The organism is Streptomyces griseoruber (genome assembly GCF_001514205.1).
Classification (GTDB): Bacteria; Actinomycetota; Actinomycetes; order Streptomycetales; family Streptomycetaceae; genus Streptomyces; species Streptomyces griseoruber.
This window is the reverse complement of the sequence record NZ_KQ948763.1, coordinates 409,008-433,563: the sequence shown is the minus strand read 5'-3', so window position 1 is coordinate 433,563 and position 24,556 is coordinate 409,008. Positions and strand designations below refer to the sequence as shown.

General features: G+C 72.9%; 19 protein-coding genes and 2 pseudogenes. 12 read left to right on the top strand and 9 right to left on the bottom strand.

Annotation, left to right across the window (positions count from 1 at the left end; all coding sequences use genetic code 11):
* Nucleotides 1-64: 64 nt before the first annotated feature.
* A complete protein-coding gene (locus tag AQJ64_RS01835) occupies nt 65-1,453 on the top strand; it encodes a hypothetical protein (RefSeq protein ID WP_055636239.1) in 1,389 nt (462 codons plus the stop codon).
* On the opposite strand, the gene AQJ64_RS01830 is transcribed toward AQJ64_RS01835, so the two are convergent.
* Both AQJ64_RS01830 and AQJ64_RS01825 read right to left on the bottom strand, forming a co-directional pair.
* A complete protein-coding gene (locus AQJ64_RS01830; protein WP_059202351.1) occupies nt 1,443-3,152 on the bottom strand; it encodes a DUF2264 domain-containing protein in 1,710 nt (569 codons plus the stop codon). The genes AQJ64_RS01835 and AQJ64_RS01830 overlap by 11 nt on opposite strands.
* A gap of 86 nt (nt 3,153-3,238) precedes the next feature.
* Nucleotides 3,239-4,291, bottom strand: a complete 1,053-nt coding sequence (locus AQJ64_RS01825) for a rhamnogalacturonan acetylesterase (protein WP_059202350.1) — start codon at nt 4,289-4,291, stop codon at nt 3,239-3,241.
* A 190-nt stretch (nt 4,292-4,481) separates the two neighbouring features.
* Here AQJ64_RS01825 and AQJ64_RS01820 point away from each other — a divergent pair, with 190 nt between their 5' ends.
* The gene (locus AQJ64_RS01820; RefSeq protein ID WP_055638160.1) at nt 4,482-6,161 is read left to right on the top strand and encodes a rhamnogalacturonan lyase B N-terminal domain-containing protein; all 1,680 of its coding nucleotides are present in this window, start codon (nt 4,482-4,484) and stop codon (nt 6,159-6,161) included.
* 7 nt (nt 6,162-6,168) lie between these two features.
* On the opposite strand, the gene AQJ64_RS01815 is transcribed toward AQJ64_RS01820, so the two are convergent.
* Nucleotides 6,169-7,581 (bottom strand): RICIN domain-containing protein, encoded by a 1,413-nt coding sequence (locus AQJ64_RS01815; RefSeq protein ID WP_055638161.1) that lies wholly within the window; start codon nt 7,579-7,581, stop codon nt 6,169-6,171.
* Nucleotides 7,582-7,794: 213 nt separating this feature from the next.
* On the opposite strand from AQJ64_RS01815, the gene AQJ64_RS01810 reads away from it, so the two are divergent.
* The 4 genes and pseudogenes from AQJ64_RS01810 to AQJ64_RS50450 form a co-directional block, all read left to right on the top strand.
* A complete protein-coding gene (locus AQJ64_RS01810; RefSeq protein WP_059202349.1) occupies nt 7,795-9,984 on the top strand; it encodes an autotransporter-associated beta strand repeat-containing protein in 2,190 nt (729 codons plus the stop codon).
* Between the two features lie 286 nt (nt 9,985-10,270).
* A complete protein-coding gene (mmuM, locus tag AQJ64_RS01805; protein WP_059202348.1) occupies nt 10,271-11,209 on the top strand; it encodes a homocysteine S-methyltransferase in 939 nt (312 codons plus the stop codon).
* Nucleotides 11,210-11,403: 194 nt separating this feature from the next.
* Nucleotides 11,404-11,883 (top strand): substrate-binding domain-containing protein, encoded by a 480-nt coding sequence (locus AQJ64_RS50455; protein ID WP_240513033.1) that lies wholly within the window; start codon nt 11,404-11,406, stop codon nt 11,881-11,883.
* A 165-nt stretch (nt 11,884-12,048) separates the two neighbouring features.
* Nucleotides 12,049-12,111, top strand: a pseudogene (locus AQJ64_RS50450) (hypothetical protein); the annotation flags it as partial.
* 128 nt (nt 12,112-12,239) lie between these two features.
* Here AQJ64_RS50450 and AQJ64_RS01795 read toward each other — a convergent pair.
* Nucleotides 12,240-13,970, bottom strand: a complete 1,731-nt coding sequence (locus tag AQJ64_RS01795; protein ID WP_059202347.1) for a carboxylesterase/lipase family protein — start codon at nt 13,968-13,970, stop codon at nt 12,240-12,242.
* A 95-nt stretch (nt 13,971-14,065) separates the two neighbouring features.
* Nucleotides 14,066-14,461 (bottom strand): annotated as a pseudogene (locus AQJ64_RS50445) (alginate lyase family protein); the annotation flags it as partial.
* Nucleotides 14,462-14,795: 334 nt separating this feature from the next.
* Between AQJ64_RS50445 and AQJ64_RS01790 the strand changes: the two are divergent.
* The 3 genes from AQJ64_RS01790 to AQJ64_RS01780 all read left to right on the top strand — a co-directional run bounded on the left by AQJ64_RS01790 (nt 14,796) and on the right by AQJ64_RS01780 (nt 17,674).
* The gene (locus tag AQJ64_RS01790) at nt 14,796-15,809 is read left to right on the top strand and encodes a hydroxyacid dehydrogenase (RefSeq protein WP_059202346.1); all 1,014 of its coding nucleotides are present in this window, start codon (nt 14,796-14,798) and stop codon (nt 15,807-15,809) included.
* Nucleotides 15,810-15,961: 152 nt separating this feature from the next.
* Complete coding sequence (locus tag AQJ64_RS01785; RefSeq protein WP_059202345.1) at nt 15,962-16,534, top strand: hypothetical protein; 573 nt, start codon at nt 15,962-15,964, stop codon at nt 16,532-16,534.
* Nucleotides 16,535-16,630: 96 nt separating this feature from the next.
* A complete protein-coding gene (locus AQJ64_RS01780) occupies nt 16,631-17,674 on the top strand; it encodes a LacI family DNA-binding transcriptional regulator (protein WP_055635115.1) in 1,044 nt (347 codons plus the stop codon).
* A 117-nt stretch (nt 17,675-17,791) separates the two neighbouring features.
* Here the strand turns inward: AQJ64_RS01780 and AQJ64_RS01775 are convergent, their stop codons facing one another.
* Nucleotides 17,792-18,703: an isocitrate lyase/PEP mutase family protein gene (locus AQJ64_RS01775; protein WP_055635116.1), complete on the bottom strand. Its 912-nt coding sequence runs from the start codon at nt 18,701-18,703 to the stop codon at nt 17,792-17,794.
* A 121-nt stretch (nt 18,704-18,824) separates the two neighbouring features.
* Entirely contained in the window at nt 18,825-19,484 is a 660-nt protein-coding gene (locus tag AQJ64_RS01770) for a ThuA domain-containing protein (protein WP_055635117.1), read from the bottom strand.
* Nucleotides 19,485-19,756: 272 nt separating this feature from the next.
* Here AQJ64_RS01770 and AQJ64_RS01765 point away from each other — a divergent pair, with 272 nt between their 5' ends.
* Nucleotides 19,757-20,389 carry a VOC family protein gene (locus tag AQJ64_RS01765; protein WP_055635118.1) on the top strand — a complete coding sequence of 211 codons (633 nt, stop codon included), beginning with the start codon at nt 19,757-19,759 and terminating at the stop codon, nt 20,387-20,389.
* Nucleotides 20,390-20,463: 74 nt separating this feature from the next.
* The gene (locus AQJ64_RS01760) at nt 20,464-20,865 is read left to right on the top strand and encodes a VOC family protein (protein ID WP_079061451.1); all 402 of its coding nucleotides are present in this window, start codon (nt 20,464-20,466) and stop codon (nt 20,863-20,865) included.
* Here the strand turns inward: AQJ64_RS01760 and AQJ64_RS01755 are convergent.
* Together AQJ64_RS01755 and AQJ64_RS01750 are read right to left on the bottom strand one after the other, a co-directional pair.
* Nucleotides 20,848-21,528 carry a helix-turn-helix domain-containing protein gene (locus AQJ64_RS01755; RefSeq protein WP_055635119.1) on the bottom strand — a complete coding sequence of 227 codons (681 nt, stop codon included), beginning with the start codon at nt 21,526-21,528 and terminating at the stop codon, nt 20,848-20,850. The two genes, AQJ64_RS01760 and AQJ64_RS01755, sit on opposite strands and share 18 nt — an antisense overlap.
* A 76-nt stretch (nt 21,529-21,604) precedes the next feature.
* The gene (locus tag AQJ64_RS01750; protein ID WP_079061412.1) at nt 21,605-22,786 is read right to left on the bottom strand and encodes a YihY/virulence factor BrkB family protein; all 1,182 of its coding nucleotides are present in this window, start codon (nt 22,784-22,786) and stop codon (nt 21,605-21,607) included.
* Nucleotides 22,787-22,909: 123 nt separating this feature from the next.
* On the opposite strand from AQJ64_RS01750, the gene AQJ64_RS01745 reads away from it, so the two are divergent.
* Nucleotides 22,910-24,544, top strand: a complete 1,635-nt coding sequence (locus tag AQJ64_RS01745; protein WP_059202344.1) for an acyl-CoA dehydrogenase family protein — start codon at nt 22,910-22,912, stop codon at nt 24,542-24,544.
* The last annotated feature ends 12 nt before the right edge of the window (nt 24,545-24,556 follow it).

Here is a 24,556-nt window from a genome sequence, read left to right as displayed (position 1 = left end):
GGAAGGCGCAGGAATTCTCTTCCGCCCCGGCAACCCTTTCCCGCCCCGGTGGCGACAACCGGCCATGACATCTGCACGACGCACGACGCGCCACCGCCGCATCCGTGCGGCCCGCAAGCCCGCGATCGGCGCCCTGGCGGCCGCCGGGGTGCTCGCCGGCGCGTGGTACGCCACCGCCGGGGCCGCGACCACCACCGCCGCGAACCTCGCCCCCACCACCACCGCCGTGGCCCTCACCGCCAAGTTCCCCTACCTGTCGGCCGGTTACAACAACACGCGTGAGTGGACGCGGACGACGACCGCGGTGGCCCCGAACGGCACGCTGCGGGTGGCCTGGCCCGCCGCGGACGGCATCCATGTCACCCCGCTGACCGCCGCCGGGAAGCGCTCGGGCGCGGACACGGTCGTCAAGGGAGCCGAGGAGGTCGGCGGCCTGGTCGCGCACAACGACGGCTTCGCGCTGCTCACCAGGGTCGCCGACAGCAACAAGTGGAAGGACACGGCGGCCGCGATCATCCGGTACACGGGCGGCAGGCAGACCTTCCGTACCAAGCTCACCGGCACCGCGTCGAACGACACCTCTCCGGTGCTGGACGGCCAGCTCACCTGGAACGGCACCAAGTACGGCGCCTACTTCGTCGTGCACGGCGCGGGTGGCTTCGCCGACGGGCACTACGGCGACAAGCTGCAGTACATCAGCGCCAAGGGCGCCAAGCTCGGTGGCGGCTGGGGCTGGGGATGCAGCCACAACGAGGGCATCGCGCTGCACGCCGAGACCACCGGCGCGTTCACCTCCCTGTGCTTCGACGACTGGCGTTCGGGGCTGTTCGTCTCCACGGGGATCGGCGCTCCGGACGTCGCCCCGGTCGTGCAGCGCGAGCAGTGCTGGGCGGGCTACTGCGGCGGCACGTTCCCGGGCCGTACCGGTGATCTGGTGAAGTCCTCCACCGGCCGGTACGTCACCGCGTTCGCCTCGCGCGGGGCCGCCTCCGCGAAGAAGAACCCGGACGACTCCAGCGGGCGCGGCTGGACGGTCAAGCCGAAGACCGGCACCCACCAGGTCGCCGTGGCCTTCATGAAGAACCGCAACTCCGGTCCCGGCAAGGCGGTCTACCTCACCAGCGCGGCCGGCACGGAGAACGTCAACGTCCACGTCGCCCCGTACGGCAAGGACCGCCTCCTGGTGTCCTGGGAGTCGCTGAAGAACGCCAAGTGCGCCTCGGGCACCTGCACGGGCACGTTCACCGGTACCCATCTGCGTCTCATCGACTGGACCGGAAAGTTCCAGAGCGCGGACAACGTGGTGAGCACCCGTATCAGCGGTGACATCGCGGTCCTCAAGGACTCCACGCTGATCTGGGCGTACGCCGCCGTGACCCCGACCTACGCCAAGCCGCTGACCGGGGCCTCGCCGACCACGACGACCCTGCGGATCGCCCGCCTCAAGCCCTGACCCGTACGGCGTCCCCCGACAGGGTCACCCGGACCTCGGGGCCGTCGCTCCAGCGCACCCGGATCCCGTCCGGCCCCTCGGCCCGTACGGAGACCGTCTCCTCCAGGGGGACGGTCTCCGGCTCGGCGGTGAGCCGGGCGAGCGCGACGAAGAGGGTGCCGGCGTCCCCCGTCGTACCTGCGAGGGAGGAGGCGGAGGTGCCCTCGGCGGAGGCTTCCAGGCCGTGGACCGGGACGAGTTCCGCCCGCAGCCCGTCCCCGGCGTGCCATCCCGTGACCCGGACCGGCGTCCCCGGCGCCGCCCCCGTCACCAGATGGGCCCGCACCTCCGTCGCCCCGCGCGCCAGCAGCACACTCGTCACCCGTGCCCCGCCGCCCGCGGTGTGCCGCGAGGCCACCCAGCCGTCCCCGGCGCCCAGCGGCTCGATACCCGTACGCCCCGGGTCCTCCCCGACGATCACACTGTTGTCGTACGAGGGGGAGGGCGCCGTCACCGTCGAGTACGCCAGCCGGGTGTAGTACGGGTCGTAGCGGACGTCCTCGCTGCCGTGGTTGTGCAGCCGGACCACGCCGTCCGCACGCGTCGACTGGAGCAGCCAGTTGGGCGCGGCGACCGGGGTCACCGCGTCCTCGCGCTCCGCGGGGCCCGGCTCCTCGGTGGCCGTCCACACCTCGTGGTCCGGCGGGAGCAGCAGGCCGAGGAACCCCTTGCTGGCCCAGTAGGGGGAGGCGGGGCCCGAGTAGCCCTGGAGGACGGCGGGGTCGGGGCCGTGCCAGCCGAGGGTGAGCAGCCCGCGCTCGTCCACGGCGTCCCGCTCCAGGAAGTACTTCAGCGCGCCCGAGGCCAGCCGGCGGGTCTCGCCGGGCGGCAGCGGGGTGTGGCCGGTGAGGGCGCCCAGCCAGAGCGGGGCGGTGGTCGCGAAGCGGTAGGTGAGGGAGCGGCCCTGGTGCATCGGGGCGCCGTCGCCGCCGAACAGCCGGGCGTAGTCGGCGAGGTGGGTCTCGAGCCGGCTTCCGTATACCGTCAGCAGTCGGCTGTCGTCCGCGAGCCAGGCGTGCAGCACCGGATACAGGTGCATCGCCCAGCCGTTGTAGTAGTCGTACTTCCGGCCGTCGCCGTCCGTGTACCAGCCGCCGCCGACGTACCAGTGCTCGATCCGCTCCAGGCCGCGGTCGACCGCCTTGCCGGCCGCCTCGCTCTCGTGGCCGATCTCCTGGAGGAAGCCGCCGACCGTGACGGGGAACAACTCCCAGTTGCAGGGCCAGGGTTCGGCGGTCAGCGCGTCGCCGAGCCAGTCCGCGGCGCGCTGCCGCACGGCGTCGTCCAGGCGGTCCCACAGGAGGGGGCGGGTCAGCCGCAGCGCGAGGGCGACGGACGCGGCCTCGACGAGCGGCTGGCCGCGGTCCTCGATACGGGGCCAGACGCCCGAGACGCCGGCCGCGAGTCCGTCGGCGTACCGCTCCAGTGCCGTCTCGTCACGGCGGAACGCGGCGAGGAGCAGGGTGCGGGCGTACCCCTCCAGTCCGTCGGAGAGACGGCCCGCCCAGCTCTGCCGGTCACCGGGGAAGTGGTAGAGGGCCCGGTCCTCGGTGGCGTACGGCTCCACCGCGGCCAGCAGCGCGTCGGCGGCGGCCTCCCAGTGGGCGCGGGTGTAGCCGGTGCGGGGACTGAGGGCGGGGTCGGGCGGCGGCAGCTGCATCGGCGGTTTCTCTCTCGGCGCGCGGTGGGGCGGGGCGGGTCAGGCCCTGGGGGCGTCCCGGTTCCGGTCGGGGCGCCCCCAGGAGTTCATTCCACCCGTACGGTGCCCCGGGGCACCAGGTGCTGGGCGACGAGCTCGTCGCGGACCAGGCCCGCGTAGACCGTGGCTCCGTGCACGGAGGTGTGCGTGTTGTCGCGTTTCTCGTTGTACAGGTAGAGCGCCTTGGAGCCCTCCACGCCCAGGGACTCCACCAGCGCCTTGGTCTTGGCGGTGAGGTCGATCAGCGGTACGTCCTGTGCGGCGGCGACCGAGCGGATCACCGCCGGGTGGTCGACGCCGAGTCCGTTGACCAGCAGGGCCGTTCCGTTGTTCAGTGTGCCGTCGGCGTTGAACCAGCGGCGCACGATGGGGGTGACGAGGACCGGCCTGCCGCCCTTCTCCCGCACCCCCGCCACCAGTGTCTCCAGGTTCGCGCGGTACGTCACCTCGTCGGTCGTCTTGTCGTTGTGCGCGAGCTGGATCAGGACCGGGTCGCCGGGGCGGATCAGCGGCTGGACGGTGGCCCACAGCTGGGGGTTCTGCAGGTAGGTGACCGTACTCTCGCCGGAGTCTGCGTAGTTGGCGACCGAGACGCCCCGGCGCAGATACTGCGGCAGCTCCTGGCCCCAGCCGGTGTAGGGGTCGCCGGGCTGGTCGCAGACGGTGGAGTCGCCGACCAGGAAGATCTGCCGGGGGTGCCGGGCGGGCGTGACCCGGATGTCCGCGAGGGCGGGTGCGGTGCCGCCGACTGCCAGATCCAGTCCGGGAGTTCCCTCGGCGCCGGTCGGTTCGCCCTCCGGCGTACGGATGTTCACCGTGAAGCTGCGGACGACGCGCCCGCCGGCCGGGACCGCGGTCTCGGCGAGCAGCGCCCGCCGGGTCTCCCCGCTGACGGAGGTGCTGGAGTCGGCGTCGCCACCGAGGACGACCCGGACGTCGTAGCTGCCGGGCGGGACGTCGAAGTGGCACGTGCCGGCCGCGCAGTGGTCGATGCCGAGGGGCGCGGGGCGGTGTGCGTGCGCCTGCGCGGTGGCGGGGAGGGCCGTGAGGACGGCGGTCAGGGCCAGTGCCGTCGGCACGGCGATGTTGAAACGTCTCACTGGGGCTCCTCCGTCACGGCGGCAGTCCTGGCGGCTGGACCGTACCGCCATTGGCAAGCGCTTTCTAGACCTTGGACCGATTTCACAAGATTGCCAACCTCCCGACAGCGAAAGCCCTTTCGCGAAATCGATTCAACTGTCACTCTCTCCCACACCCGCACACCCCACACCTCCCGAAGGAGGCTCCCCCATGTCCGGATCCGACAGCCACCCGGTCCGACGCCGCGCCTTCGTCCTCTCCGCCGCGGCCGCCGCCGGTACGGCCGCCCTCGCCGGCCCCCTCGCCTCCCCCGCCTCCGCGGCGGGCTTCGGCTGGAGCGACGACGGCTCCAACTACGTGGTCGACACCGGCGCGAGCCTCGTCTTCAAGGTCAGCAAGACCAACGGGGATCTGACCTCGCTGGTCTACAGGGGCACCGAGTACCAGGGCTACGACGGCAAGAACTCGCACATCGAATCCGGCCTCGGCACCTCGACGGTGACGATCGCCCAGTCCGGCTCGACGATCCTGATCTCGGTCACCTACGGCACGCTCAAGCACTACTACGCGGCCCGCAGCGGCGAGAACAACGTCTACCTCTGGACCAACAAGGCCGACACCTCGGTCTCGGCCACCCGCTACATCGTCCGGGTGAAGAAGGGCCTGTTCCTCAACGACGAGCCCGACTCCTACACCTACACGTCCTCCACCATCGAGGCCTCGGACGTGTTCGCGAAGCCCGACGGCCAGACCCGCTCGAAGCACTACGCGAAGGTGCGGGTGCTGGACTACGACCACATCGGATGGTCCACCGGATCCGTCGGACTGTGGATCGTCCGCAGCAACCACGAGAAGGCATCCGGCGGCCCCTTCTACCGCTCCCTGCTGCGCCACCAGAGCGCCGACGGCGGCGGTCTGTACGAGATCCTCTACTACGGCGAGAACCAGACCGAGGCCCAGCGCTTCGGCCTCCAGGGCCCCTACGTCATCGCCTTCACGGACGGCGGCGCCCCCTCCTCGTCGCTCTACCCGGGCACCCTGACCACGTCCTGGGCGGACTCCCTCGGGATCTCCGGATACGTCTCCGCGAGCGGCCGGGGCCGGGTGGCCGGCGTGGGCATCAGCGGGCGGAACACGGCGTACCCGTACACGGTCGGGCTCGCCAACTCGGCCGCCCAGTACTGGGGGTCGGCGCGGGCCTCGGACGGCTACTTCTCCATCGGCGGAGCGCTGCCGGGGACGTACACGCTGACCGTCTACAAAGGCGAGTTGGCTGTATACAGTACACAGGTGACCGTATCCGCCGGCGGGACGACCACGCTGAACACGATCGCCATCCCGTCCTCCAACGACCCGGGCAACGCGAGCGCGATCTGGCGGATCGGGGACTGGAACGGCACGCCCGGCGGCTTCAAGAACGCCGACCTGATGACGTACGCACACCCCTCCGACGTACGGGCCGCCTCCTGGACGGGCAATGTGGTCATCGGCAGCGGCACCGAGACCTCCGCCTTCCCCTGCTATCTGTGGAAGGACGTCAACAGCGGCATCATCGTCCACTTCCGGCTGACCGCCGCCCAGGCCGCCGCCGCGCACACCCTGCGCATCGGCGTGACGACGGCCTACGCCAACGGCCGTCCGCAGATCGTCGTCAACGACACCTGGACGTCGGCCGTCCCCTCCCCGCCCACCCAGCCGAGCACCCGGTCGCTGACCGTGGGCTCCTACCGGGGCAACAACTACACGTTCACCTACAGCGTGCCGGCGTCCGCCTGGCTGACGGACACCAGCGCCTACAACCAGCTGAAGATCTACGTGGCGAGCGGCTCGGGCACGACGTCCTTCCTCAGCGCGGGCACATCGATCGACGCGATCGACCTGCTCGCCTGACCTCACGTCATGCGCCCTGCGTCCACTGCTGGTTCGTACCGCCGTTGCAGGTGTACGTGATGATCGCGGCCGAGTCGGCGGTGGACGCGCCGTTCACGTCGAGGCATTCGCCGCTCGCCCGGGACTTGATGTTCACATAGCTGCCGCTGGTGGTCACGGACCACTGCTGGGTGGTGGCCGAGGAGTCGCAGTTCTCCTGGGTGACGGTGCTGGCGTTCTCCTGCACGCACAGCGAGCTCTGGCGGGTCACCAGCTGGTAGTAGCCGCTGCCGACGGACTTGAACCAGTACTTCTGGTTGTTGCCGCCGTTGCAGGTGTACTGCTTGATCTGGGCGCCCTGCCAGAGCGACTGGCTGGTCACGTCGGCGCACTTGGCGGAGTGCCGGGCGACCAGCGTGTTGTAGGTGGCGCCGGTGCCGGTCACCGTCCCGGCGGCCGTGTCCACGGTGACCTCCGGGTACCAGGACATCGACAGGGTCGTCGTGGTCGGGAAGGTCAGCGGCAGCCACACATAGCGGGAGTCGTTGACGGTGCCGCCGAAGGAGTTGCCCCAGCGGTCGCCCATGTACAGGTACGACGTCCCCGAAGTGCCCTGGACGGGAAGGACGTACGCGGTCTGCGAGCCGTAGGCGGTGGAGTCGCCGACGTTCGCCATCGACGTCCAGGGGCCGGCCAGGCTGGTCGCGGTGGCGTACTGCTGCTGGTTGGCGCTCCAGCCGGTCGCGCCCGAAGTCAGCATGAAGTAGACGCCGCCCCGCTTGAACAGGGCCGGCGCCTCGCGGTGGCCGCCCGCCCAGGGGTTGGCGACCAGGCTGTCGATCGCCGTGTAGTCGGCGGTGAGCTTGTAGATGTGCAGGTCGTAGTTCTCGTTCGCGGCGGAGACCATGTAACCGGTTCCGTCGGTGTCGACGAAGGTGGTGATGTCCCGGGACATGGAGGAGCCGAGGGGGCGGAAGCTGCCCTGGTAGGTGTAGGTCCCGTCGACGGTGTCGGAGACGGCGACGGCCGCGCGGGCCTCGCTGTAGTCGGTGCCGTTCTCCTTGTGCATCCACATCACGAACTTGCCGGTGGAGGCGTTGTAGACGACCTTCGGCCGCTCGATGTAGGCGGTGCCGAGCTCGGAGGCGCTGGACTGGGTCAGGACGTGGTTCCTGAACTCCCAGTTCTTCAGGTCGGTGGAGCGGTAGGCGTCCACGTACCGGAAGGTGTTGTCCGCGTTGCGGTCCTCACCGAACCAGTAGTAGTAGCTGCCAACCTTGATGACTCCGCCGCCGTGCGCGTGCACGACGGCGCCGGAAGTGTCGGTGAACTGGACTCCGTTGGGGACGGTCACGGCCGCCGCCTGGGCGGGACCTGCGGTGGCGAGGGCGCCGATCAGCGCCAGACAGAGGGCGAGCAGGGTGGCGTACACACGTCTCATGGGATACCTCTCCGGGAACGACCACCGTTCGGGACTGCGAACAACATGTGGAATGACGAACGCCGAAAAGGTAAGGGTGTGTTACCAGCAGGTCAACGGGTCTGACGGGACTTGATAGAAAGCCTTTTCCGGAGGAGTGCGGCGAGACCCGGATGATTCCAGCGGGCCCGCGAATTTCTGTTATCGGCGAGGACCCCGTACCGTCTCCGACCCGTGCGCAGCCCCCTCCACACCTCAAGCGCGGCCGCCGGCGCCCTCCTGGCCGTCGCCGCCCTCCTGGCCACCGCTCCCCCGGCCGTGGCCGCCTCCGCGCGGGACGTCACCGCCGACGTGCTCGCGAACCGGGACGTCACCCTCACCGGCGACACGGTGATCACCGTGCCCGCCGGGACGACGACGTACGACGGCGTCCTGCGCGGCGAGGGAACGCTCACCGTCCGCGGCGGCGGGACGCTGATCCTCACCAAGGACAGCGACTTCACCCTGCCGAAGGCCCGGCAGCGGCAGATCGTCCGCACCCAGGGCGGCAACCACCCGTACACGACGGTCAGCCGCCCCGACCCGCCCGCGATCACGGTCGACCGAGGCACCACCGTGCAGTACGGCACCGGCGGCGGCACCGGGCTGATCGGCCACTTCCCCTACGACACCCCCGGATACCGGCTCAACCAGCTCAACATCCGCGTCGACGGCACCCTCCGTCTGTCGCTCACCCGCACCTTCAACATCGGCACCATCAGCGGCTCCGGACTGGTCACCCAGCCCCGCGGCATGTGGGGCACCCTCGACCTGGCGGGCACGCACCCCTTCTCCGGGGTCATCGACAACGGCACCGGCATGGCCGTCGGCCGCCCCGAGTACCCCGTGGCGCTGCCCGCCGCCCGCGCCATCCTCAACCAGGGCTCCTGGATCATCGACACCCCGCTGAACCAGACGATCACCCTGCGCCAGGACTTCTACCAGCGGGAGTACGGCAGCGACGTCAACGTCCACAGCCGGCCCGGCAGCAAGGTGGTCCTCACCGGGCAGTACAGCTACAGCGACCGGGGCGGCGACACCCACCCGTCGTTGAGCGACCCGGGCCTCAACTGGCGAGCGATACCACATCAGTTGAACAAGCGGGGCACCAACATCGAGGGCGCGGACGTCCGGTGGGGCGACGGCACCACGCACCGGATCTTCATGCCCGGCACCAAGGACACCGTCTACATCAACCTGCACGAACGCAGCGGACGCCGTTCCCTGCTGACGTTCGACTACAACGGGCCCGTGACGCTCGGCGCCCCGATCGGCGGCGGCCAGTACCACGACACGCTCGCCGCACCCGGCGCCGGGGACGTCGTCATCGCCGGCACCAGGGGCAACGACGTCACCTTCGCGGCCGCCCAGCACTACGACGGCTCCACGACCGTCCAGCAGGGCGCGGTGCTGCGGCTGGGCTCGGGGGCGGCGGGCGGCGACGGTTCGCTGCTCACCGGCACGGCACGGCGGCGGATCGTGAACGACGGGACCCTCGTCGTACGGAACACCACCACACCCGTCTCCCTGTCGGGGATCGGCGGCAGCGGCGCGCTCGTGCAGTCCGGCGCGGCGACCACGACGCTCACCGGATCCTCCGTGACCTACACCGGCACCACGACGGTCCGCCACGGAACCCTCGCCCTGCGGAACGGGGCCAGCCTCGCCAACAGCCGTGCGATACACCTCGGTTCGGCGTCCGCGCGGCTGGACACGGGCGGCTCGGTGCTGCGGGTGCTGAGCACGCTCGACGGCAAGGGGACGGTGCAGGGGGCTGTCACCAACCGGGGTGTGGTCACGGGCGGGTTGACGGTGAGCGGTGACTACGTCCAGGGCGCCGAGGGCCAACTCGTGCTGGGGTCGGCACCGTTGAAGGTGGGCGGCCGGGTGCGGCTGGGCGGGGGGCTCGATCTGTCGGAGGCGGGGGCGAGCGCCGGCGGCGGGCGAGCGGGTAGGCCCGGGCAGGCGGGCAAGGCCGGCCAGGCGGGCAAGGCGGGCCAGGCGGGGGAAGAGGAAGGCGCGAAGGAGATCACCGTCCTCGACCACACCGGGCGCGGTGCGGTCTCCGGCGCCTTCGACGGACTGCGGGAAGGCGCCGAGGTGCGACTCGGCGACGCCGACTACCGGATCAGCTACCGGGGCGGCGACGGCAACGACGTGGTCCTCACCACCGCCGCCACGGGCTCCTCCCCCTCGGCGGCCGGTGAGTCGGCCTCCTCCCACGCGGTGTCGGTGCGGACCCGCAGCGCGAACAGCGGGATGAGCAGCGGGATGGGGTGGTGGCCGTATGTGCTCGCCGCGGGGCTGCTCACGGGGCTCGGGATGCCGATGACCCTGCGGAGACGGGCCCGGCCCCACCGCGGGGGCGGACGGCACGCGGCGTAGGGGGCGCGCTGCGGGCCGGCGTGGTCCGCGGGCGAGCGGGCCGAGGCGACCGAATCCCGAGGGCGCACGGGCCGAGGCCGAGCGGCTCCTGAGTGCCCGGCGCACGCGGCACCCCGGGGCGTCCGGCCGCCGCTGACGTCCAGCAGCTCACCGGCTTCGGCCCGGACGAGGTCGGTGTCGGACGGCATCCGCCGAGGCCGGCGGGGCCCCTTCCCGCATGCTGGACATTGTGTTCACAAAATGGACGGGAGGAGCCTTCCGCGATTCCTTCGACTAGCGTCAGGTCATGACCAGCGACACCTCTTCCCCGTACGGCGCCCCGCTCGCCGAGGCGCTCGCCACAGGAACCGTCGTCCTCGACGGCGGCATGTCCAACCAGCTGGAGTCCGCCGGACACGACCTGAGCGACGAGCTGTGGTCCGCGCGGCTGCTGGCCGAACGGCCCGGGGCGATCACCGAGGCGCACCTCGCCTACTTCGAGGCGGGCGCGAACGTGGCGATCACCTCCAGCTACCAGGCCACCTTCGAGGGTTTCGCCAAGCGCGGCATCTCCCCCGAGGAGGCCGCCCGGCTGCTGGCGCTGAGCGTGGAACTGGCCCGCGAGGCCGCCCGTCAGGCCCGGGACAAGGGGATCACGCAGCCGCTGTGGGTGGCCGCGTCGGTGGGGCCGTACGGCGCGATGCTCGCGGACGGCTCCGAGTACCGGGGCCGCTACGGGCTGAGCGTGGCGGAGCTGGAACGTTTCCACCGGCCCCGGCTGGAGGTCCTGGCCGCCGCCGCGCCCGATGTGCTGGCGCTGGAGACCGTTCCCGACGCCGAGGAGGCCGAGGCGCTGCTGCGGGCGGTGCGCGGGCTGGGGGTACCGGCCTGGCTTTCGTACACGGTCGACGGTGTACGGACGCGGGCCGGCCAGCCGCTGGACGAGGCGTTCGCCCTGGCCGCCGAGGCCGACGAGGTGATCGCGGTCGGCGTCAACTGCTGCGCCCCCGAGGACGTCGACGCCGCCGTGGCGACGGCCGCCCGGGTCACGGGCAAGCCGGTCGTCGTCTATCCCAACAGCGGAGAGTCCTGGGACGCGCAGGCCCGCGCCTGGAACGGCCGCTCCTCCTTCGCCCCCGAGCAGGTCCTCGGCTGGCGGGACTCGGGCGCACGGCTGATCGGCGGCTGCTGCCGGGTCGGCCCCGAGGCGGTGGCGTCGATCGCGCGGACCCTGGGAACGGCGTAGTTTTTCCGCCCGCGCCCGCGCCCGCCGACAGTGCTGGCCTCCGCTGGTGGAAACCGGTTGCTGCCGGTGTTTCCGAAGGGGCGGGGCGCGATGACGAGAAGAAGTGCGGACGCGGCGCGCGTCGGTGAACTGGACCACGTCGCCGACGCGCGCGCCAAGGCGGTCGCGGGGCCGGGGCGCCCACCCTGGCGTTCGTGCTGGAGGACATCACGGGACCGTCGTTCGCGCACATGGCACACGGTGTGGAACGCGAGGCGCACCGGCTCGGTCACCTGTGCCTGGTGTGCAGCACGGAGGGCGACGTACGCGAGGAGCTGGACTTCGTCGAGACGATGCGGGCCCAGCGGGCCACCGCCGTGATCCTCGTCGGCGCCGCCGACACCCCGGAGTACCGCGAACACACCCGCCGGACGGCCGACTCGCCGGCGTCGGCGGGATCCCGGCTCGCGCTGTGCGGCCGCCCGCCGCTGGGGCCGGGCGCACCGGTGACGGTCGTCGAGTACGACAACGAGGGCGGCGCCTTCGCCCTGGTCGCGCACGTCCTGACCCAGGGCCACCGCCGGTGCTGTTCCTCGGCGGCAGACCCGACCGCACGACGGCGCTCGGCCGCGAGCACGGCTACCTCTCCCTCCAGGCGCACCGGGCCCGCGGCGTCGAGGCGGACCCGGCGCTGATCCCGCACGGCGACTTCACCCGGGACACCGGCGACCGGCCGCTGCGCCAGGCCCTCGAGCGGCGGCTGGGCTTCACGGCGGTCGTCGCGGCGACCGACATGGTCGCGGCCGGCGCCCTGACCGCCCTCCACGAGGCCCCGGCTCGACGTCCCGGGCGACGTCTGCCTGGCCGACTACGACGACATCCCCTTCGCCCGCGACCTGCACCCCGCGCTGACCACGGTCCACGTCCCCCACGAGGAACTCGGCCACCTCGCCGTCCGCACGGTCCTCGGCCGCGCCCGGGACTCGGTGGCGGGTGCGTCGGCAGGGGGTCGCTCGCGGGTCGGTGAGGGGGCAACGCGCGGCCGAACGGGTCAGTCGCGCTGGACTCCGCCGGGGCGGCGCAGTCGGCGTACGGCCGACCTGAGTTCCGTGGCGCGGATGATCCGGCCGCCGGCGAGGGGAGCCGGGGGTGTGGTCGGTGATGTGGTCGGGGAGGGGGGCTCAGGTGGGGTGGGGAGGGCGGGGGCGGTCCACAGGGCCAGCTCGTGGTCCCGGAGGCCGTAGACGGTATGCGATCCACCGTCTTCTGCATACGGAATGCCGTCGCCCGCCCGCTGTACACGGTCGCCCGTACACGACGTACCCGGCTCCCCCGCACTCGTGCCCTCCACCGCCCCGAACACCCGCACGGGATGCCGTTCGTCCCACGCCTCCCACCCCGGATCGCCCGTCGTCACGAACCGCACCCACGCCGAGTGCATCGCGTCGGCCAGGTCCTGCGGGGCGTCCTCCCCGGCGAGTTTCGCGGTCTCGGGTGTGTGGCCGGTGTCGAAGACGAAGCCGAGTTCGAGCGCGTGACAGGCGCCGAGGCCGGGGCGCTGGGAGGGCCAGGCGAACTCGTAGACGTACGAGGTTCCGGGGCGGGCGTCGGCCAGGCGGTGCAGGGGCCGGCGCAGCAGGTGGTCGGTGACCATCTGGCCGACGATCTCGGCGGGGCCGGCCTCGGGATGCAGGGTGCGGTAGCCGCGCGGGACCTCGTGGCCGCAGTGGCAGCGGGCCATGGCGCCGCCGAGGGCGACGGCGCCGAGCCGGTCGACGCGTTCCAGGAGGCCGCCGGGGACGAGCCAGAGCCGGTACTCGTCACGGGTCCAGCCGAGGAGGAGGTCGCATCCGGGGGCCGCGTCGCCGTCGACGAGGGCCTGGAGCGGGTCGCGCGGGACGAGGTCGCCGTCGATCACGATGCCGAAGGCGGGGCCGCCGAGGACGGGGCTGCTGAGCCGGCCGACGTCGGCCTGGGTGCGCAGCAGCAGGTCCCGGTCGACGGCGGCGAAGGCCTCGGCGGTGGCGGGGATCTTCAGCCGGGTGGCCATACGGCGCACCATGCGGCGTACCTTGTCGCGTTCGGAGGCTTCCGGTGGTCCGCTCTGCAGGACGGCCCGCCGGAACAGTCCCTGGGCCTGGGGGGCGGCGATCAGCGCGCCGACGCTGATGGCGCCGGCGGACTGTCCGGCCAGGGTGACCCTGTCGGGGTCGCCGCCGAAGGCCCTGATGGACCGGTGGACCCAGCGCAGGGCGGCGAGCTGGTCGCGCAGTCCGGGGTTGGCGGGGGCGTCCGGGAACAGCCCGTAGCCCTCGACGCCGAGCCGGTAGTTGACCGAGACGAAGACGATGCCGTCGCGGGCGAAGTGCCGTCCGTCGTACACGGGCACGGCGGAGGAGCCCCTGGTCAGCGCGCCGCCGTGCAGCCACACCAGGACGGGCAGGCGGGCGCCGGGGCCGGGGTCGGGCGTCCAGACGTTGAGGTTGAGGCAGTCGTCGCCGGGCACGACCGGGTCGGACAGGTACTGCGCGAAGGCTTCGGAGTACGGCGGTTTCGGCGGCGTCGGTCCGAAGGCGCCCGCGTCGCGGACCCCGTCCCAGGGCTCGGGCGGCGTGGGCGGCCGGAATCGGCGGGGGCCGAAGGGGGGTGCCGCGTAGGGGATGCCCCGGAACACGGCGATGCCCTGCTCGGAGCGTCCACGGACGGCCCCGTAGGGGGTTGCGACGATCGGGTCGGGGTCCTGCCGGTCCTCCGCCGCGGGGTTCGTCCGGTCTGCCGCCATCTGCCCACCAGCCCTTCGCAGCGCTCGTGCACCGGTATCACCAGAGCACCACACCCGTGCGGGGTATTCCGGTGCACGAGCCTGTGACAGGGCTGTTCGGCGTACAGGAGGGTGCCGAAACCGAGCTGGTCGCAGCCGCTGGTGGGCCCGTAGTCCCCGCCGCCGCCCTCGGGGGCGACGGAGAAGCACATCCTGGGAGACGTACGGGTCGTCGAGGTGGTGCGCCGATGCAGGAAGCGGCGGCCGTCCTGGGAGGACAGGTCGTCGCCCTGGTTCCAGACCATCTCGCAGATCGCGCCCATCTGCCCCATGCCCATGACGGTGTGTCCCTGGTCGCGGCCCGACTCCTGTCACCGGCCGAGGGCGCAGCCGTCCTCGCCGGTGTACGGGTACGGCACGGCGTGCGCGAGCGAACCGTTTCCGGCCCCCGACTCGAAGTACGTGACGGCCCGGTCGTACGTGGCGGAGTCCTCGTCGAGGATGCCGACGGCCGGGACGAGGCCATGGCGCACAGGTGAAGTGCTCTCCCTCTTGACGTGCTCCCTGGCCCACGAACGTGGCCTGGTCCCCCCGGTTGCCCGGTTGCCCGGTTGGCCGGTTGGCCGGTTGGCCGGTTGCCCGGTTGCCCGGTTGGTGAAACCGCATGCTTGCCGTGCCGCCCACGCCGGGCGACGCGTCGTTCGAGGCCCGGCGGCTTGACCTTCTCGTGCGGCGTGAGGCAGGTTCACCCCGGCGTCGATGCCGACGTGCGGGTCGGCGTGTGGCTCCGGCCCGGCTGGGTAGAAGCGCTTGCAGAAAACGTTTCCTACACACCTCGGGAGAGTCATGCCCAGCGCCCAGCCGCCCAGGGCCGTGTTCGCCATGGATCCGGTGCATCTCCCCCTGCTGTTCCCCGCCCCGCTCCTGGCCCGGCTGCGGCGGACGGCCGAGATCGATCCCGCCCTCGTCGTACGGGACTTCGCCGACCCGGCCGCCGAGTCGGCACTGGCCGGCGCCGAGGTGCTGATCACCGGCTGGGGCTGCCCCCACCTCGACACGGAGGCACTCACCGCGCTGCCCCGGCTGCGCTCGGTCCTGCACGCCGCGGGCTCCGTGCGCTCGCTGGTCGGCGAGGCCCTGTGGGAACGCGGGGTGACGGTCTCCAGCGCGGTCACCGGGAACGCCGTACCGGTCGCCGAATACACGCTGGCGATGATCCTGCTCACGGGGAAGGACGCCTTCGTCCACCGTGAGCGCTACCGCCGCACCCACGCCCAGCCCACCCCCGCCGAAACGGCCGCCACCGGCAACCTCGGCCGCCGGATCGGCGTCATCGGCGCCTCCCGGGTGGGCCGTCGGCTGCTCGAACTGCTGCGCCCGTACGACCTCGAGGTCCTCCTGCACGACCCCTATGTGGACGTGACCGAGGCCGCCGCGCTCGGCGCCCGGCTCGTCCCGCTGGAGGACCTGCTGCGGCACAGCGACATCGTCAGCCTGCACGCCCCCGACATCCCCGAGACGCAGCACATGCTGGACCGCTCCCGTCTCGCCCTGATCCGCGACGGCGGCGTGCTGATCAACACCTCCCGCGGCGCCCTCGTCGACCATGTGGCGCTCACCGAGGAGCTGGTCTCGGGTCGGCTGCACGCGGTCCTGGACGTCACCGACCCCGAGCCGCTGCCCGCCGACTCGCCCCTGTACCGCCTCCCCAACGTCTTCCTGACCCCTCACATCGCCGGCTCCCTCGGCAATGAGCTGGAGCGGCTCGGGCTCATCGTGGTGGAGGAACTGGAGCGCCTGGCCGACGACCTGCCGCTGGCCCACGAGGTGCGCCACGCCGACCTGGCCCGGGTGGCCTGAGGCCGGCCCGCGATCGCGGCCGCCGTACGCCCGTCCTCGGTGTCCGGACCGGCCGGCAGGGCCGCCGCGCTCAACTACCTGGTGGCCGCCCTGCACCGGCCCGGCATCGGGGCGCAGGCTCGGACCCGCGGCCTGGGGGAAGGTGAACTGCCTTGCCTCGGCCCCCGCCCGCCCGGCGCATCCACGGCGATCTGCATCCGGGCCAGGTGCCGCGGGCCGGGCGCGACGACGCCGAGGTGTATCTCGCGCTGGACCCGACCTGGGCGGAGCCCCCGGGTGAGCCGCGGTGCGGCCGGCAGTGGGAGGGCGGGGGCCGGACCGTGCCGAGCCTGGTGGAGCGGGACGGGACGGGGTCGCGGCAGGCCGCGGTCGTGGAGATCGACGCGAGCGGGCCGGTCCCGCCGGGGGTGACCGTCGAGGGGGCGACGGCGCGTTTCCGGTATGCGCGGGAGGGGCGGAAGGGGCAGGAGGCGGGGCGCACACCGGTCGGCCCGCCGCTGGACCGCGCCCGGCTGTCCGACGACCACGGCGGCCGGTTGCGCTGCACGGGCACACCGGCCGGTGTGCGCGTACGGGATCCGGTGGACGCGGCGTTCACGGCGGACTTCCGGAACGTCCGGTGGACGTGCACGGCGGCCGACCGACTCCGGGTTTCGGAAGTTCCGCGCCCCAGGACCCCGCGCCCCCGGGCGTCTTCACCTCTCGCCGCACCACCCCTAGGATAGCAAGCGCTTTCTGCGAGCCGCCTGCTCGGATCGGCTCCGAAAGGGCGCTGGTCGAGCTTTCGCTGGCCCTCGGGCGGGCCGGAGAGGTGGTTCCCCATGGTGCGCACGGCGAGTGCGAGCGCGGCGGCCGGGCCGACGCTGGCGGTCGTGGCCCGCGAGGCGGGGGTGTCCGTACCCACCGCGTCCAAGGTGGTCAACGGGCGGGAGGACGTCGCGCCCGAGACCAGACGCCGGGTCACGGAGGCGCTGGACCGGCTCGGTTATGTGCGCAGGCCGCGCTTCGACGCCTCGAAGCCGCCCCGGCTGGTCGATCTGGTCGTGCACTCGCTGGAGAGTTCCTGGTCGGGGGCGGTGCTGCACGGGGTGGAGGAGGCGGCGCACGACGCGGGGCTGGACGTGGTGGTCTCGGCTGCGCTGTCGCGGACCCGGGCGGGCCGGCCGCAGCGGGGCTGGCTGGACAAGCTGACCGTGCGCGGTTCGGCCGGAGTGCTGTTCAATCTGGCCGAGTTGACGGACTCCCAGTACGCGTGGCTGGCGCAGCACCGTACGCCGTTCGTACTGATCGATCCGGCGGTGGAGCCGCCGTCGGACGTGGTGTCGGTGGGGGCGGCGAACTGGCAGGGCGGGGTGACCGCGACCGAGCATCTGCTGGCGCTCGGTCATGAGCGGATCGCCGTGATCGCCGGGCCGCGCCGGAAGATGTGCAGCAGCGCGCGGGTGGCGGGGTACCGTTCGGCGCTCGCGGCGGCGGGGCTGCCGCAGCGCGCCGAGTATCTGCGCAACGGTGGCTTCGACGAGTCCACCGCGCACCGCCGGATGCGGGAGCTCCTCGATCTGCCCGAGCCGCCGACGGCGGTCTTCGTGTGCTCGGACGCGATGGCCCTCGGGGCCTACCGGGCGGCGGTGGAACGGGGGTTGAGGATCCCGTACGACATCAGCGTGGTCGGGTTCGACGATCTGCCGGAGTCCCGCTGGACGACCCCCGCCCTGACCACCGTCCGTCAGCCGCTGGCCGAGATGGCGGCGACGGCGCTGCGGCTGCTGGTGCGGATGATGGACGGCGAGCGCCCGGAGGGCACCCGGACGGAGTTGTCGACCCGCCTGGTGGAACGGGCGAGCACGGCTCCGCCGCGGCGCTGACACCGGTGCCCGGCGCCGGGCAGGCTCACCGGCCGCCGTCGCGTACGAGATGCCGAGCGGTACTGTTCAGCCACGCCGTCGGCCTGGGCTGACACCGGGCTGTTCCGCGGCGGCCGGTCACACCTCCAGCTCGGCCGACCGCCGCGTTCCGTCGCGCGGCCCGGGAGTGGCCGTGTCCGCCCGCCCGCCGCGGCTCCGGGCGATGTTGCGTTCCAGCAGCCGGGTCGCCGTGCGGACGCCCACCCCGTCGGCGTCGCTCCTCGGCTCGGGCAGCCGGCCGTCCGTGCGGCGGAGTTCGGCGAGCGCGGAGTGCATGGCCTCGTGGGCGGCGAACAGGCAGGGGGTGCTGTAGATGGCGACGTCCACGCCGAGGTCGGCGAGTTCACCGAGGGAGAGCCGCGGGGACTTGCCGCCGGCGATCTGGTTGAACAGCAGCGGCTTGTCGCCGACGACGGCACGGATGCGGCGGATCCGGTCGACGCTGCGGACGCCGTCGACGAGGACCACGTCCGCGTCGGTGGCGGCGAGGGTCTCGGCACGGTGCAGGATGTCGTCCTCGTCGGTGGCGTCCGTGCGGGCCACGACGAGCAGGTCCCGGCGGGTGGCGAGGACCATCTCCAGCTTGGCGAGGTACTCCTCCAGCGGCAGCACCTGTTTGCCGTCGGCGTGGCCGCAGCGGCGGGGCCGTTTCTGGTCCTCCAGCACGACACCGGAGGCGCCGGTCCGTTCGAGGCCCTCCACCACATGGCAGGCGACCTCTGGGTCGACGTAGCCGTCGTCGATGTCGACCAGCAGATGGTGGCCGGGGAACGCGCCGCGCAGCCGCTGGACGAACGCCATCATGTCGGGCCAGGCGATGAAGCCGATGTCGGGCAGTCCGTAGTAGGAGGCCGCGAAGCCGAACCCGGAGACGAACATCCCGTCGTAGTGCTGCGCGGCGATCGACGCCGAGTACATGTCGTACACGCCGATCAGCGGGGTGGTCCCCGGAGCGGCGATCCGCTCCCGCAGCTTGGTGCCGTACGTCAACGTCCCGCTCCTCCTGACCGTTCCTTCCACCGGACAGGAGGATCTCCGGCGGGTCGGGGCGGACCGCCCCCGGCGCGGGGGTCACTCACCCCGTTGGCGGAAGCGGTTCACCGCAGAAACGTCACTGGGCGTCGCGGCCGAGCCGGGCCGCCCAGGTGATCCCGCCCCGCAGATGGGCCAGGAACCCGGGGTCGCGGTAGGCCTCGGAGGCATGGCCGAGGGCGGTGTAGAAGACACGGCCCGCGCCTTCCTCGCGGCACCAGACCAGGGGGTGGTCGGCGCCCATCCCGCCGCCCTCGTAGGAGGACTCGTCGGCGCCGGCGAGGACCCGGACCCGGCCGCGGGGGTTGGTGCGGAAGTCGTACCACTCGTCGGTGAAGTCCCAGACGGTGGGCAGGTGCCGGGTGGCGGAGTGGTCGTGGTCCTCGATCACCGCCTTGCCGGGCTGGTAGGCGGGGTGGCGGTCGAAGCGGGCGCCGAGGAGTTCGCCGTAGTACGGCCAGTCGTACTCGGTGCAGGCCGCCGCGTGCACGCCGACGAAGCCGCCGCCCGCGCCGACGTACCCGGTGAGGCGTTCGCGCCCGGCGGGGGTGAGGACCTCGCCGCTGGTGGAGAGGAAGACCACGGCCGCGTACCCGTCCAGGGGGGCCTCCAGGGCCGCCGGGTCCTCGCTGTGGTCGACCGTGAAGCCGTCCAGGGCCCGTACGGCGGTGACGGCGTCCGGGATGGAGTCGTGGCGGTAGGCGGTGGTACGGGTGTACACGAGCAGGCGGGCGGTCATGGAGCCGAGCCTATGACCGTGGGCGGCCGGGTCCCAGAGAGATCGTCGAGCGAAACTTTCCGTCACCCGCCGCCGCGCGCGGCCCGTGCCCGCTCAGCCCTCGGCGTCGGTGGGGTGGACGAATCCGGGGGCGATCCCCAACGCCCGTGCCCGGACGGTCGGTTCGGCGGGGTCCGCGGCCGGGTGGGGGGCGGGTCACGGCGTCGTCCCGCCGCGCGGGTGTTCCACCGGCGCGGGCGTTTTCGGCGGCGGGACGCGTAGGCTCGGCCGGGATGAACACCATTCCTGCACGTCTCGACCACATCGTCCTGGCGACCCCCGAACTGGCGGCGACGGTCGCGGAGTTCACCCGGCGCACGGGAGTGGCGCCCGCGCCGGGCGGGGTGCATCCGGGGCACGGCACCCGCAATCATCTGGTGGGGCTGGGCGGTGGCGCGTATCTGGAGATCCTCGGCCCCGATCCGGAGCAGCCCGCACCGGCGGGTCCGCGCCCGTTCGGCGTGGACGGTCTCGACCGGGCGCGGGTCCTGACCTGGGCGATCGGCCCCGCGGACCTGGACGCGACGGTCGCGGCGGCCCGGGCCCGGGGCTACGACCCGGGTGACGTACGGGAGATGAGCCGGCGGCGGTCCGACGGCACGCTGCTGCGCTGGCGGCTGACCGACGGCGGTTCCCCGCACCCGTCCGGTCTGGTGCCGTTCCTCATCGACTGGGGCGCGGCGCCCCATCCGTCGGCGTCCGGGCTGCCGGTGACCCCGCTGCGGGAGCTGACCGCCACGGCCCCCGACCCCGACGAGCTCCGTCCGCTGCTGGCGGTCCTCGGCACGGACCTGTGCCTCACCGAGGGCCCGGCGGCCTTCTCCTTCACGGTGGACAGCCCGAACGGGCCGGTGTGCTTCGGCTGACGAGGGGCACCGGCCCGTCCGGGCTGTCCGTTTCCTTCAAGACCGGCCGGCCCCGCCGCGCCTACGGTGGCCGTATGCGTACACGATTCGATGCCATCGGGCTGGTGGTCTCCGACATGGCCGCCTCCGTCACCTTCTACCGCCGGCTGGGGTTCGCGTTCCCCGACGGCGCCGAGCGGGAGCCGCACACCGAGGCGGAGCTGCCGGGCGGGCTGCGGCTGCTGCTGGACACCGAGGAGACCGTGCGGTCCTTCCATCCGGGCTGGCGTGCGCCGTCCGGGGGCGGCCGGGCCTCGCTCGCGCTGCGCTGCGACGGGCCGGCCGGGGTCGACGCGGTGTACGAGGAACTGGTGGGCGCCGGCCATCACGGCGAGCTGAAGCCCTGGGACGCGTTCTGGGGCCAGCGGTACGCCGTCGTGCACGACCCGGACGGCAATGGCGTCGACCTGTTCGCGCCGCTAGGGCCGCAGCAGTAGGCCGCTCAGTGTGGTGCCGGTGAACTCCCGTACGTCACGGGCGAGATGGGCCTGGTCGGCGTAGCCGGCGCGGGACGCGGTGTCCGCGTACGGCACTCCGGCGCGGGCGAGGTCGAGGGCGCGCCGCAGCCGCAGGATCCGGGCGAGGGTCTTCGGGCCGTAGCCGAAGGCGGCGAGGGAGCGTCGGTGCAGCCGCCGGGCGCCGAGGCCGAGTTCGTCGGCCGTGGCGGCGACGGAGCGGCCCTCGGCGAGCGCGGTGACCAGTCGGCGCAGTTCGGGGTCGGGCGGCGCGGCCCGCTCCAGGGCCAGGTCCTCCAGGGCCGTGGCGGGGTCGGGGGCGGCGGCGACGCGGGCGGTCAGACGCCGTACGCGGGCCGCCGGCCAGAGGTCGGCGAGGTCCACGCGGCGGTCGCGCAGCGCATGGGCCGGTACGCCGAGCAGGCCGGGCGCGGTGCCGGGGTAGAAGCGGACGCCGGCCCAGGAGGTGGGCGGCCCGCCGGGGACGTGGGCGCGGGTGTCGGGGCCGGCGACCAGCAGGCGGCCGTCGTTCCACAGCAGGTCCATGCAGCCGTCGGGCAGGACGGGGAGCGCGTCGGTGGCGGGCACGGGTGCGTGCGTCCAGACCACCGCGCCGGCCAGCCGGGACGGCCGTTCCTGGTACACGTACGCCAGGCTACGCCGCCGCGGTCGAGGGTCACCCGAGGTCACGCCCCTTCGCAGGGCGTCACCGGTGGCCCGCTCACTTCTCGCCGTCGCGCGGTTCCTCGCCGTGCGTGCCCGTGGTGCCGTGGGGCTTGGGGGAGGTCTTGGCGTGGGTGCGCAGCCGGGCGGTGACGTCGTCGGGGGGCAGGAAGCGGGACCAGCGCTCGGGGAACTCGGAGGGCATGTCGGGGTCGTCGGGGTCGTCGTCGTGGGTGCGGGCGGCGGTCATGCGGGCGACGTACTCGGCGGCCTCCTCCTCGCGGACGCGTTCGTTGGCGGCGCGGGCGGCGGCGGTGGCGGCGGCGGGCCAGACCCGGTCGATGGCGGCGTTGACGGCGGCGCCGACCAGGACGGCGAAGGCGGACACGCCGATCCACAGCATGACGGCGACGGCGGCGGCGAGCGAGCCGTAGATGGAGGCGCCCTCGATGGTGTGGGTGAGGTAGATGCGCAGCAGGAAGCTGCCGAGGACCCACATGGCGAGGGCGACGAGCGCGCCGGGGACGTCCTCGATCCACGGGGAGCGCACGGGTACGGACACGTGGTACAGGGTGGTCAGGAAGGCCACGGACAGGACGATGACCACGGGCCAGTACAGGATCTGGACGAGGGTGGTCGACCAGGGCACGATCCGGACGACGGCGTCGGGTCCGGCGACCATGAGGGGCAGGGCGACGGAGCCGATCAGCAGGGCGGCGAGGAACAGCAGGAACGCCACCAGCCGGGTCTTGACGATGCCGCGGACGCCGTCGAGGCCGTACATGACGGTGATGGTGTCGATGAAGACGTTGACGGCGCGGGAGCCGGACCACAGGGCGAACAGGAAGCCGATGGAGATGACGTCGGGGCGGCCGCCCTTCATGACGTCGTCGAGGATGGGCTGGGCGATCTGTGCGACGCCCTTGTCGGACAGGACCGTGCGGGACGCCTCGAGGAGGTTGCTCTCCAGGCTGCTGATGGAGTCGGTGCCGGTCCAGTCGTCGACGTAGCCGAGCAGGCCGATGAGGCTGAGCAGCAGGGGCGGCACCGACAGCAGGGTGAAGAACGCGGCCTCGGCGGCGAGGCCGAGGATGCGGTACTCGATGCAGGAGTTGACGGTGTCCTTCAACAGCAGCCAGGCGGTCCGGCGCTTGGAGACGTTCCGGTAGAGGGCACGCGCCCGGTGGAGGCGTCCCGTGGGGCCTCCGGGTTGCTCGGGTGACTGACTTGCTGGCTGCACGCCCTAAAGGTATCCGCCGTTCGGGTCCGCACTCACCTCCGGCAAGGCCACATCGCCTGGTCGGGGCGCGGCGCGCGGGCCTCGGGTCGCCCCCGGGGGCGTACCCGGAGGTAGGTTCGCGGTATGGCAGGCAGCACCCACACCGTGACCAATCAGCCCCCCGAGCTGAGCGGGTACGACGTCTACGGCGCCGACCGGGCCCTGGTCTGCGCCGTCGAGCGGCATCTGGATCCCGCGCTGGTGGAGGAGGCGCACAGCGAGCTGTCCGGGCTGGGGCGGGCCGCCGGGTCGGAGCAGCTGCGGGAGTGGGCGGTGCAGGCGGACGGGCATCCGCCGCGGCTGCGCACCCACGACCGGTTCGGGCACCGGGTGGACGAGGTCGACTTCCATCCGGCGTGGCACCGGCTGCTGGGCAAGGGGGTGGGCGCCGGGTTGACGGCGGCGTGGACGCGGCCGGGCGGGCAGGTGCGGCGGGCGGCGGCGTTCGTGGTGTGGACGCAGGTGGAGGCGGGCACCTGCTGTCCGCTGTCGATGACGCACGCGGCGGTGCCGGCGCTGCGGACGGATCCGGAGCTGGCCGCCGAGTGGGAGCCCCGGCTCACGTCCGTGGTCTACGACCGCGGCCTGCGGCCCGCCCGGCTGAAGGCGGGGGCGCTGTTCGGGATGGCGATGACGGAGAAGCAGGGCGGCAGCGACGTCCGGGCGAACACGACGCGGGCGGTGCCGCTGGCGGAGGCGGGCACGTATGCGCTGACGGGACACAAGTGGTTCTGTTCGGCGCCGATGTCGGACGGCTTCCTGGTGCTGGCGCAGGCTCCGGAGGGTCTGACGTGTTTCCTGGTGCCGCGGGTGCTCCAGGACGACAGCCGCAATGTGTTCCGGCTCCAGCGGCTGAAGGACAAGCTGGGCAACCGGTCGAACGCGTCGGCGGAGGTGGAGTTCGACGGGACGTGGGCGCGCCGGGTCGGGGAGGAGGGGCGGGGGGTGCGCACGATCATCGACATGGTGGCGGCGACCCGGGTGGACTGTGTGCTGGGCTCGGCGGGGCTGATGCGGCAGGCGGTGGCGCAGGCGGTCCATCACTGCACCTACCGTGAGGCGTTCGGGGGCAGGCTCGTCGACAAGCCGCTGATGCGCAATGTGCTGGCGGATCTGGCGGTGGAGTCGGAGGCGGCGACGACGCTGGGGCTGCGGCTGGCGGCGGCCTGTGACGACGGGGGCGAGCAGGAGCGGGCGTTCCTGCGGATCGCGGTGCCGGCGGCGAAGTACTGGGTGACCAAGCGCTGTGCGCCGCTGGTGGTGGAGGCGGCGGAGTGCCTGGGCGGCAACGGGTACGTGGAGGAGTCGGGGATGCCGCGGCTGGTGCGGGAGTCGCCGCTGAACTCGGTGTGGGAGGGCGCGGGCAATGTGCAGGCGCTCGATGTGCTGCGGGCGTTGCAGCGGGAGCCGGGGGCGCTGGACGCGTATCTGCGGGAGGTGGGGCGGGCGCGCGGGGCGGATCACCGGCTGGACGGGGCGATCAGGGGGCTGCTGACCGAGTTGGCCGATCTGCGCGGGGTGGAGGCGCGGGCGCGGCGGCTGGCGGAGCGGTTCGCGCTGGTGCTCCAGGGGGCGCTGCTCGTGCGGTTCGCGCCGCCGGAGGTGGCGGACGCGTTCTGTGCGTCGCGGCTCGGCGGGGACGGGGGCGCGGCGTTCGGGACGCTGCCGCACACCCTCCCGCTGGCGGCTCTGGTGGAGCGGGCCGCGCCCGGGGTCTGAGCTGGGAGGACA

Coding starts and splice junctions, on each gene's coding strand:
- AQJ64_RS01835 (WP_055636239.1), top strand. CDS start 65: ATGACATCTGCACGACGCACGACGCGCCACCGCCGCATCCGTGCGGCC.
- AQJ64_RS01830 (WP_059202351.1), bottom strand. CDS start 3,152: ATGCAGCTGCCGCCGCCCGACCCCGCCCTCAGTCCCCGCACCGGCTAC.
- AQJ64_RS01820 (WP_055638160.1), top strand. CDS start 4,482: ATGTCCGGATCCGACAGCCACCCGGTCCGACGCCGCGCCTTCGTCCTC.
- AQJ64_RS01815 (WP_055638161.1), bottom strand. CDS start 7,581: ATGAGACGTGTGTACGCCACCCTGCTCGCCCTCTGTCTGGCGCTGATC.
- mmuM (WP_059202348.1), top strand. CDS start 10,271: ATGACCAGCGACACCTCTTCCCCGTACGGCGCCCCGCTCGCCGAGGCG.
- AQJ64_RS01795 (WP_059202347.1), bottom strand. CDS start 13,970: ATGGCGGCAGACCGGACGAACCCCGCGGCGGAGGACCGGCAGGACCCC.
- AQJ64_RS01790 (WP_059202346.1), top strand. CDS start 14,796: ATGCCCAGCGCCCAGCCGCCCAGGGCCGTGTTCGCCATGGATCCGGTG.
- AQJ64_RS01780 (WP_055635115.1), top strand. CDS start 16,631: ATGGTGCGCACGGCGAGTGCGAGCGCGGCGGCCGGGCCGACGCTGGCG.
- AQJ64_RS01770 (WP_055635117.1), bottom strand. CDS start 19,484: ATGACCGCCCGCCTGCTCGTGTACACCCGTACCACCGCCTACCGCCAC.
- AQJ64_RS01765 (WP_055635118.1), top strand. CDS start 19,757: ATGAACACCATTCCTGCACGTCTCGACCACATCGTCCTGGCGACCCCC.
- AQJ64_RS01760 (WP_079061451.1), top strand. CDS start 20,464: ATGCGTACACGATTCGATGCCATCGGGCTGGTGGTCTCCGACATGGCC.
- AQJ64_RS01745 (WP_059202344.1), top strand. CDS start 22,910: ATGGCAGGCAGCACCCACACCGTGACCAATCAGCCCCCCGAGCTGAGC.